The following is a 4,804-nucleotide window of genomic DNA, read 5'->3' as shown; positions in this document are numbered from 1 at the left end:
TCCCAGAGAAGGCCGTTTTTTGCCACGTTGTATTGCAGTTTTGTTGTCTCAAGGTTTTGCAACTGTTTCAGATAATCGGACCTGTTCTTCCGGGCGATCTCCATGGCTTCCTTAAATGCGGGGGGTTTGACCATGGCCTCGGTTTCCTCTACAGGCTCAAATTGAGTCTGGCTGTCGAGGTTGAGCGTTTGCAGAAGGGTGAGCCGTGTGCTGTCAATGTTGTTCTTATCCTGGATGATCGTGATATTCTGTGATGCGATACCGGCCTCGGACTGGAGCAGTTCCGATTCTGCCAACCTGCCTGCCGCTACCATCGCCTTATTATATTCGTGAGTCTTTTTCGTGGTCTCAAGTGATTCCTGGTCTATTTCGAGCTGGCGTAGAGCCTGTACATATGCCCGGTACTGGGAGGATACGCCCGCGATCGTATTGATAATAGTGTCTTTCAGGTCAAGGATGTTGCCGTTTTCGGTAATGCGGGCGATCACAAGATCTGCAGTCGCTACCTCTTTCCCGGCGTTCTTGAGGAGAGGCTGGGTGAATGACAGTGTCCACGAAGGGTTATACGCAGAGACTTCGGCGACATCAGACTTTGTCGCCTGGTTGTTCCAGGCGAGGGCGAAGTTGCCGCCTGTCGGTACATTGAGGGTCACGCTGGTATTCGTCTGCTGGTTTGAGCCGGTAGTCCTTCCTGTGTCGATATCCGGGTAGGTTGAGTTCCGTTGTGTTGCAAGGGTTATATTCCCCTGGGGTCTGAACTTGTTCTCCGCAACCCTTATGCTAAACCTCTGGGTGATCCTGTTGAGAAATGTGTTCTTCAGGTCGATATTGTTTTTAAGCGCCAGGATGACGCAATCGGCAAGGGTAAGCCCTTTGATCTCATTTTGTCCTTGTTGCGATGCTTGATCCGGTTGCTTGTTTTTTAAAGGCGGAACATTTAATGTATCCCCGGTACTGACCTGACCGAAGGAAAGGGAAATAGAAATACAGAGAACGATAAGGCTTAAAACAGTCCTCATCACAAATACATATGAAAACATTGCATCATCTCCTTATGTTTTGAGATTGACGACTAATTCCAGTATGTTTTTGTTACCGTCCCTTCTGTATATCACATCATCCATGAGTTTTTTTATGAGGAACACACCAACGCCGCCGATCTGCCGCTCAGCGACATCCAGTGTTGTGTCGGGTTCAGAAACCGAAAGAGGGTTGAAGGGCATTCCGGCATCAGTGATCTCGATAATGAATGTCCTGCCATGCTCAGTCTTGCATGATATCTCTACATCACCTTCCTGTTCCTGATAGGCATAATGAAAGATATTGACGAGCGCTTCTTCCGTGGCTATCTCTATCTCATTGATCCGTTTCCCGCCCAATCCCTGTTCCTTCGCGCAATTGCTTACAATATCGATCAGTGTATGGAGATGATCAAGTCTTGCGGGTACTCGTATTTTCGACAGGACTTCCACTATCTTATACGTTATCCAGGGCTGACGCATCCGAATCGAATATCTTAAAGATTGAATAAAAACCGGATATCTTAAAGACTTCTTCAACGGGACCCTGGAGTCCCGAAAATCTTATATCGCCCTGTTCAGCTTTTAATCTTTTCGCTGTGGCAAGGATACTCCGAAGACCGGCGCTGCTGATATATTCCAGCGCGCTGAGGTTGACGATAAAATTACGATCACCCTTCGATATAAGGTTTGAGAGGTAGTTTTCGAATTCAGGGGCAGTAACGGCGTCTATCCTTCCCTGAACTGCAATAACCGTTGTGTTCTTTTCTTGCCGGGCGTTTATCTCCATAACAACTCCTTCTTGTGTTTTTTAAGCATTTTAAATGGAAGACCTTGAAAAATCAACAGAATTTGTGTAAACCACGAAGAATCAGGCTGAGGCTAAGGTTGAGGTTGAGGAGAACCGGCGGGGTGCTTAACCTTAGCCTGAACCTTAACCTGCTTCTTTCCTGGAGGGGGCGACCCCGTCAAGTCGGGACAAGCTGTGAGCCCCGGTAAAGAAGCAGCTGAGAGCGGAGAGTAAAGAGCAAGAAGGTGAGAGGGTGAGAAGAGCAGAAGGTGAGAATCTGAATATAGGTCCTATACGACCTATTGGACCTATATTCTGTAGCGAATTCTTGAGCGAGAGGGGGAGGCCGGGGTACCCGCTTCCGGGTCGCGCTTTGCTGCCAGAGGGGGCGACCCCCTTACGGGGACAGGCGTGAGCCCCATTATATTAACTCGTAGCGAATTCTTGAGCGAGAGGGGAAGGCTCCACGAGCTTATGCCCGTGGAGGGGGCGACCCCCTTACGGGGACAGGCGTGAGCCCCATTAATGGATTGACAGATGCTGTTTTCGTTGTTATAGAACATTTAATATCATCCTTTGCTTTTGCAATGGACCATGGGCTATGAACCAGAAGCTATCAAAAGGAGGTAAAAAACATGGAACAGAAGGGAAATGACAAGGGCTGGAACCCGTACATTGCCGGTTTTCTGACCGGCCTTCTCCTCATCGCATCTGTCTGGTTTACCGGGAAATATGTCGGCGCCTCGACTACGTTTGTCCGCTCTGCCGGTTTCATTGAAAAGGTCTTTGATGCTGAACGGGTCGGGAGTATGGAATATTTCAAAAAGGAACTGCCGAAGATCGACTGGCAGTTCCTTTTTGTGATAGGTATCTTCGTTGGTTCTCTTATCGCATCAACAACATCGAAGACATTCCGCTGGCAGGGTGTTCCTGACATGTGGCAGGGACGTTTCGGACCAGGCAGGGCAAAGCGGGCGATCGTCGCATTTATCGGCGGCGCCGTCGCCATGTTCGGGGCAAGGCTCGCAGATGGGTGACCGAGCGGCCATGGGCTGAGCGGTTCGCTCCAGTTGGCTGTCAGCGGGTATGTATCCTTGATATGTTTTTTTATCGGCGGTGTTATTGTCGCAGGGATTCTCTACAAAGGAGGTGAGGGGAAATGAACGAGCTTATCTACGGATCTGTTACAGGCATCATCTTCGGGTTTCTCCTCCAGAAGGGAAGGGTAATCCGGTACGATAAACAGATCGGAGCACTCCGACTCCTGGATATGACGATCGTGAAATTCATGTTCACCTCGATCCTCGTCGCAATGGTAGGCGTATACATCCTGAAGGACCTTGGTATTGTGAAGCTCTCTTTAAAGGCAACGGTGCTTGGCGGCAATATCGTCGGCGGGCTTATCTTCGGGATCGGCTGGGGGCTGCTCGGTTATTGTCCCGGTACACAGCTTGGTGCGCTCGGTGAAGGTCGATGGGACGCGATCTGGGGCATCCTCGGAATGCTTGTCGGGGCCGCCATCTTCGCGGAGATGTTCCCGATGCTGAAGGGCACGGTGTTGAAATGGGGAGATTTCGGGAAGATCACGATCCCCCAGATACTTGGGGTAAACCACTGGATCGTCATTGTTGCCTTTGTGATCATCGGCATCCTCATGTTCAGGTGGTTCGAGAAGAAAGGACTTTGAAAAGCAGCGCATAGCTGACAGCAAAAAACTAAACATAGTAAGTAGTAGGAAGTAGGCAGTAAAAGATTTTTGTGCTTACTGCTTACTGCCTACCGGGTTTTTGCTGTTGCTATGAGCCATGAACCGTGAACTAAAAGGAGAATATTATGGGTAAGGAACGGTTGGTCGTAATAGGTGGTGTGGCGGCAGGGATGAGCGCTGCCAGCAGCTATAGGAGGTTGAAGCCGGAGGCAGAGGCGATTGTTCTTGAGAAAGACTATTTTATCTCCTACGGTGCCTGCAGCCTCCCTTACTATGTCTCCGATGATGTGAAGGATTTTCAGGACCTCATATCCCTGACACCGAAGGTTGCTACTGAAGAACGAGGTATAACCGTACTGACCCGTCATGAGGCAACAGGTATTGACTTCAGTAAAAAAGAGGTGTCAGCAAGAAACCTCGACAAGAATGAAGAGACAAAGTTCTCATACGACAAGCTTGTCATTGCAACCGGCGGGCTGCCCGTTAAACCTCCGCTGCCAGGTATTGACCTCCAGCATGTTTTTACAATAAGGACACTCCTTGATGGGATAGAGATCAAAAAGTTCATCGACGAATGGGGTTCTTTCCAGGTCTGTGTGGGTTCGCCTGAGTGTCTTTACGTAAACCGGTATGGTGCGGAAAAGAGGATCATGAAGGCGATTATCGTCGGCGGCGGATATATCGGTATGGAGATGTGTGAATCGCTCCGTAAACGGGGGCTCGAGGTTACCGTCATCGAGAAGATGGACAGGGTCCTCGGCACCATGGATAAGAGCATCACCGATGTCGTTGAAGAAAAGATCAAGGCAGAAGGGGTGAAACTGTTAAAAGAGACGTCCGTTGAAGGCTTCGAAGGAAGTAACGGAACGGTCACCGGTGTCAGGACAGACAGGGGTGTCTTTGATGCCGACCTCGTCCTCCTTGCCATAGGGGCCAGACCGAATACGAAACTTGCCCGGGAGGCAGGGATCGAGCTCGGTGCCAATGGCGCCGTAAAGGTTGATGACTACCTGCGGACCAACATGCCCGATGTCTATGCTGCGGGCGATTGTGCCGAGGCAAAACACCTTGTGACCGGTAAAAAAGTCTATATCCCTCTGGGGACAACAGCGAACAAACAGGGAAGGATAGCAGGCGAGAATGCGGCAGGCATGAGCAATGTTTTTGAAGGCATTGTGGGGACGGCTATCACGAAGGTCTTCGACCTCGAGGTTGCCCGTACAGGCCTTTCTCCTCTGGAGGCGGAGCGGGAAGGGTACAAATTCTTTGTCTCGACCATTAAGGGCC

The 4,804-nt window shown here is 50.1% G+C and carries 6 protein-coding genes; 3 read left to right on the top strand and 3 right to left on the bottom strand.

Annotated features, from left to right (window positions below; genetic code table 11):
* From PHU49_14715 to PHU49_14705, 3 genes are all read right to left on the bottom strand, one after another.
* Positions 1-1,040: TolC family protein (locus tag PHU49_14715; protein MDD5245258.1), on the bottom strand; the 1,040-nt coding region annotated here is incomplete at its 3' end.
* Positions 1,041-1,052: 12 nt separating this feature from the next.
* The gene (locus PHU49_14710) at positions 1,053-1,502 is read right to left on the bottom strand and encodes an ATP-binding protein (GenBank protein ID MDD5245257.1); all 450 of its coding nucleotides are present in this window, start codon (positions 1,500-1,502) and stop codon (positions 1,053-1,055) included.
* The gene (locus tag PHU49_14705; protein ID MDD5245256.1) at positions 1,477-1,809 is read right to left on the bottom strand and encodes an STAS domain-containing protein; all 333 of its coding nucleotides are present in this window, start codon (positions 1,807-1,809) and stop codon (positions 1,477-1,479) included. Before PHU49_14705 ends, PHU49_14710 begins: the two co-directional genes overlap by 26 nt.
* 635 nt (positions 1,810-2,444) lie before the next feature.
* Here PHU49_14705 and PHU49_14700 point away from each other — a divergent pair.
* The 3 genes from PHU49_14700 to PHU49_14690 all read left to right on the top strand — a co-directional run.
* Entirely contained in the window at positions 2,445-2,972 is a 528-nt protein-coding gene (locus PHU49_14700; protein ID MDD5245255.1) for a YeeE/YedE thiosulfate transporter family protein, read from the top strand.
* The gene (locus PHU49_14695; GenBank protein ID MDD5245254.1) at positions 2,969-3,496 is read left to right on the top strand and encodes a YeeE/YedE thiosulfate transporter family protein; all 528 of its coding nucleotides are present in this window, start codon (positions 2,969-2,971) and stop codon (positions 3,494-3,496) included. Before PHU49_14700 ends, PHU49_14695 begins: the two co-directional genes overlap by 4 nt.
* A 146-nt stretch (positions 3,497-3,642) precedes the next feature.
* The coding region (locus tag PHU49_14690; GenBank protein ID MDD5245253.1) for an FAD-dependent oxidoreductase at positions 3,643-4,804 on the top strand (1,162 nt) is incomplete at its 3' end.

The organism is Syntrophorhabdaceae bacterium (genome assembly GCA_028713955.1).
In the GTDB taxonomy this organism is placed as follows: domain Bacteria; phylum Desulfobacterota; class Syntrophorhabdia; order Syntrophorhabdales; family Syntrophorhabdaceae; genus UBA5609.
This window is presented reverse-complemented; position numbering and strand designations above follow the sequence as displayed.

Bases quoted from the DNA above. Each gene is read 5' to 3' on its own strand.
- PHU49_14710 (MDD5245257.1), bottom strand. From the start codon at position 1,502: ATGCGTCAGCCCTGGATAACGTATAAGATAGTGGAAGTCCTGTCGAAA.
- PHU49_14705 (MDD5245256.1), bottom strand. From the start codon at position 1,809: ATGGAGATAAACGCCCGGCAAGAAAAGAACACAACGGTTATTGCAGTT.
- PHU49_14695 (MDD5245254.1), top strand. From the start codon at position 2,969: ATGAACGAGCTTATCTACGGATCTGTTACAGGCATCATCTTCGGGTTT.